General features: G+C 53.8%; 1 protein-coding gene. It reads left to right on the top strand.

Translation table 11 applies throughout. From position 1 onward, the window contains the following. The first annotated feature begins 83 nt into the window (after positions 1-83). Positions 84-4,766 carry an EAL domain-containing protein gene (locus Q0482_RS09250; protein ID WP_299145698.1) on the top strand — a complete coding sequence of 1,561 codons (4,683 nt, stop codon included), beginning with the start codon at positions 84-86 and terminating at the stop codon, positions 4,764-4,766. The last annotated feature ends 107 nt before the right edge of the window (positions 4,767-4,873 follow it).

Genomic DNA, 4,873 nt, shown 5'->3' with positions numbered 1-4,873 from the left:
CTTTCACCAGACTATACTATACACGCCGAACTGGCGCACAACCTAAGAACCTTCTGAACGTTTCTTTTATCCGAGGTTTTGCCATGAAAGAATCTATACAGCTTGATTTTCACTTGGATGATCTTCCCGAAGGAATATGCGTAATCACTGATAACGAGAAGGAGGAAATCCTTTTTGTCAATCAGTCTCTTCTTCGCATGTACAAATGCCGCAGCCGGGAGGAGTTTCTTTCGATTACCGGAGGGACGCTACGGGGGATGGTGGAGATTTCGGATTACCTGCCCCTTTCGGAACTGGAGCATTCCCGCGCCCACCCTCTGGGGGATGACCGGTTTTATGTTTCCTTTAACTGCCGCACCAGGGACGGCCATTTCCGGCGCATGGAAGGGGTGCTGTCCCGGTCGGTGCGGCAGGGAATGGGATCGGTGTGGGTGATGAGTGTGGTGCCGTCGAGGACGATTTCTTCCCTGGCTTACCGGGATACCCTGACCGGTCTTCTGTCTCTTTCGGTATTCCTGAAGAAGGCACTGGGGGCGGCGAAGAAGGATGAGGAGGATGGAATCTTCGGCGCCCATTATCCTATGTATCTCAATCTCACCAATTTCAAATTCTATAATGCGAATCATGGCCGGGAGGCAGGCAATCAGCTGCTGCAGAAGATAGCAGAAGCTTTGAAGCGGTATTTCCCCGGCGATTTGATGTGCCATCAGGAAAGCGACAGTTTCCTTCTTCTGGGTTCACAGGACCGGGTGCCGGAGGGGCTGGAAGCCATGATTCAGGAAATTGACCGGTATATCGATGATCCCAGTATCCGTCTGAAGGCGGGGATTTGCGATTTCGGAAGGAGGATTCCGCCGGTTTCCCTTCTTCGGAATGCCTTCGACCTGGCGAAGATTGCCTGCGATTCCATTAAATCCGATGCGTCTCGGAGCTGGACTTTCTATGAGGACTCCATGGGCACCATGCTGGAAAACCGGGCCTATGTGCTCCGTCACTTTGACCGGGCCCTTCTTGAAGGGTACATCAAGGTGTATTTCCAGCCGGTTATCCGCACTCTGACAGGAAAGCTCTGCGGCATGGAGGCCCTGGCCCGGTGGGAGGATCCGGACAAGGGGCTGCTGACGCCAAACATTTTTGTCCCGGTGTTGGAAAGTGCCCGCATTATTTATAAACTGGATCGCTACATTCTGGAGGCGGCGGCCCGTTTCCTGGCAGAGCGCAGGGAAAACGGCCTTCCTGTGGTGCCGGTATCGGTGAACCTGTCCCGGGTGGATTTCGAGGTGTCCAAGCCCCTGGCCATGGTGGAGGAAGTGGTGAAGCGCTACCGTCTGCCCCGTCATCTGATCCGCATTGAAATCACGGAGTCTGCCCTTGTAAAGAGCGAGAAGGTGCTGAAAGAGGCTATCCCTGCCTTCCGGAAGGCGGGCTATGAGTGCTGGCTCGATGATTTCGGCAGCCAGTACTCTTCTTTGAATGTGCTCCATGATTTCTACCTGGATGAGCTGAAAATCGACATGGCTTTCCTGCGCCATTTCAATGAACGGAGCAGGAAAATCATTACGTCCATCGTGGTCATGGCGAAAACCCTGGGCATCCATACCCTGGCGGAGGGGGCGGAAACGGAAGAGCAGGTGGAATTCCTCAGAAGCGTAGGCTGCGAGAAAATCCAGGGCTTCTACTATAGCCGTCCGAAGCCCTGGGCCGGCGTGGAAGATATGCTTCGACTAAGGCATATGGACATGGAGACGCCGGAAGAGGAAATCCTCATGAATAAGCTGGGGCTGGTGAATGTGGTGACGGAAGAGCCGGTGGCCCTCTACTTGGGACGGGGAAATGATTTGACCCTCCTTTACCAGAATGAAGCCCATGAGAAGAATATCCTTGGCGCATCCGCCCATACCACAGACGATCTCAATGGCTGCTTTGCGGATCCCCACTATCCCCTTCGGGAGAAATTCTTCTCCTTTGTACAGAGACTGCTCCTGCACCGGGAAAGGCAGTCCATAACCTTTGCAGATAACGGTTCCTATTACCAGGTGTCAGGACAGATTATTGCCGGCGACGAATCCCTCTATGTAGGCGAAACGTCGGTATACAGCCTTATGCCGGACAACCGGATGAAAACGGCGGAAGACTTTGACAGCCTCCTGAGAAATACCCTGGCCCTCTGCGATGATATCAGCCTGTACTATCCGAAGACCGGGAAATTGAAGGTGCTGGAGACGGTGAATCCCAATGCCAAACCGGGCGAAACCATTTCAGCGGAAAAGGCTTTCCACGATTTCGCAGAACAGAAGGTGTATCCCGAAGACCGGGGCCGTTTCTTCGCCTTTATCCAGCCGGACAATCTGTACCGTCTGGGCAATGAGGCCAATGGATATGCGCCCTGCGGTATGTTCCGGGTGAAGGAAGAGAATGGAAACTACGCCTGGAAGGAGCTGCAGGCCTACATCCTCTACCGCACGGAAGAGAAGAATATCCTGCTCATTTTAAAAGACGCCAGCATTGAAAGAACCTGGGACAGGCAGGCACTGCTGGAAATTTTCGTTCATTCCTTCGGCATAAAAGAAAACCCCCGTCAGGAGACATGGAGAAAGAAGGCGGATGTCTTTAACGTTTTCCGGGAAAAGGCCCACATTAAATGGTTTGTCAAAGACAAAAATCGTCGCTTCGTCACCGCCAGCCGGGCCTTCCTTGACTACTACGACCTTTCCCTTTCTGACATTCAGGGCCGGACCGACGAAGATATGAAGTGGCATGTGGACAATATTCCCTTCCGGAAAATAGAAGAGGATGTACTGGCCCATGGAACAATAGCCCGCCATGTCATCGGCTCCTGCCTGGTGAAGGGGCAGCTCAAAACCATTGCGGCTACCAAGTTCCCTGTGTACCGGGGCAATGAAATCATTGGTCTGGCAGGCTATTTTCACGATATGTCCGAAGAAAAGGAACTGGGAAAAGAAGAAAGAGAAATTTCCATGAGAGACCGGGAGACCGGCCTTGCCTCCTATCGCGGCATGATGGCGGCAGCCCTTCGCTATGAGGACAATTTCCGCCAGCGGGGAGAAGGATACATGGCCGTTCTCATGTCCATCCCTGCCCTGACGGACATGGAAAGAGCCTATGGCAGGGCCGTCTACCTTCGCCTCCTCCGGAAGATCGTCCATATCCTCTCCGCCGTCAGTCCCGTCAGCGGCAGCCTTTCCCATATCAGCCAGGCCACCTTCATCCTCCTGGTGAAGAGCACCGACAGGGCGGATATGGAAAGGAGGCTTCAGAAAGCCGCCGATGACATCCATGCAGTGACGGAAGTGGACGGCGTGCCGGTGACACTCTACATGGACCATGCACTGGTGGTGAGCGGCGAATCCTCTACCATAGACAGCTTGCTGCAGCTTCTGGGCGCAAGAATGATACGGGCCGAGCAGAAGCAGACCATGGAAAACCTTGTTCTGGGAGACCATGTTTCCTTTGAAATGAAGAAATTTGACAAAGCCGACGAGCAGATCGTCATCAGCGACCCTGATACCTATGAAATCCTCTATGTGAACAAGGCCATGCTGAATAACTGCGGTCTGCCTGATGATTATAACTGGCATGGAAAGAAATGCTATGAAGTATGGGGCGAAGGTAAAGAGCCCTGCAGTTTCTGCCCCATTCCCCGCCTCAGAAATGACCGCTTTACATCCTGGGTATACCATAATCCCAGAAGCGGCATGGATTTCCTTATGAAGGATACCCTGGTGAACTGGAAAGGAAAAACCGTCCGTTTCAACATGGCCTTCTCCATGCAGACCTTCCTTACCCATTACCTTCATGAAAATGAAATCATCTACCGGGAAGTGCAGGCCAACGACATCATTGCCGCCGGCCTGGCAGAAAAAAATCCGGAAAAGGGCATCAAAAAAATGATGGAAAGACTGGCCCCCTTCCTGAAGGCCGAACGCATCCTCATCCTGGAAGAAGCGGGCGCCGAACTCCGCTGCACCTACGAATGGAAGCGGGAAGACCTTCCCTCCATGAAGGAAGCCCTGGCGCATGTGGTCATCGACAACATCCGCCCTTTCTACGACTGCCTCTTCAAACAGGAAATCGTTCTTAACAATGACGCGATCCGGTTCTCCAAAGACCTGGGCATGAAGAAAATCTATGTGAAGGGCATCAAGCGCCTTGTGGCCGGCGCCCTCACCCTGCATGGCAGGAAACTGGGCTTCATCGAAATCGTGAACCCCGCCCCCGAACGCTGCGATGGTGGCGGCATGCTTCTCAGCACCCTCACCAAAATCTTCACCATCCTCCTCAGGAACCGGGACATGATGAAAGAAATGTACACCCTGGGCCACACCGATGAACTTACCGGCGCCGGCAACCTTCGGGCCTTCGAAGAATGGGCAAAGGCCATCCCCGACGGCGCCAGGGCATCCTTCTTCTACTGTGACATAGATAACCTGAAGAAAATCAACGACAGCGAAGGCCACCACATGGGCAACGAAGCCATCAAAAACACCACCGGCGCCATCGCATCCCAGGTAGGCCTGAACCACACCTTCCGCCTGGGAGGCGACGAATTCCTGGCGGTGGAAACAGACCTGGACGAAGAAGAAACGAACCTCCTGGCCGAAGCCATCCGCCAGGGCTTCCGCGAAAGAAAAGTGGCCGTCTCCCTGGGCAGCGCCACCTTCACCGCCCCCTTCCCGCCCATGGAAGAAATACTTACCGTCATCGACGGGAAAATGTATGAGAATAAGAGAGAGAGGGAAGGGTAAAGACCGGCGGTTTGACGCGCCTGGCGGTGCAGGGGTAAGCGTAGAGAGGTTTTATTCTGTCCCCTGAATAGGGGAAAGTCCCGCGAAGCGGGATAAGGGGTGGCCGC

Source organism: uncultured Dialister sp. (assembly GCF_937959425.1).
In the GTDB taxonomy this organism is placed as follows: Bacteria; Bacillota; Negativicutes; order Veillonellales; family Dialisteraceae; genus Dialister.
Note: the sequence above shows the minus strand (reverse complement) of the source record. Positions and strands in the feature narration are given on the sequence as shown.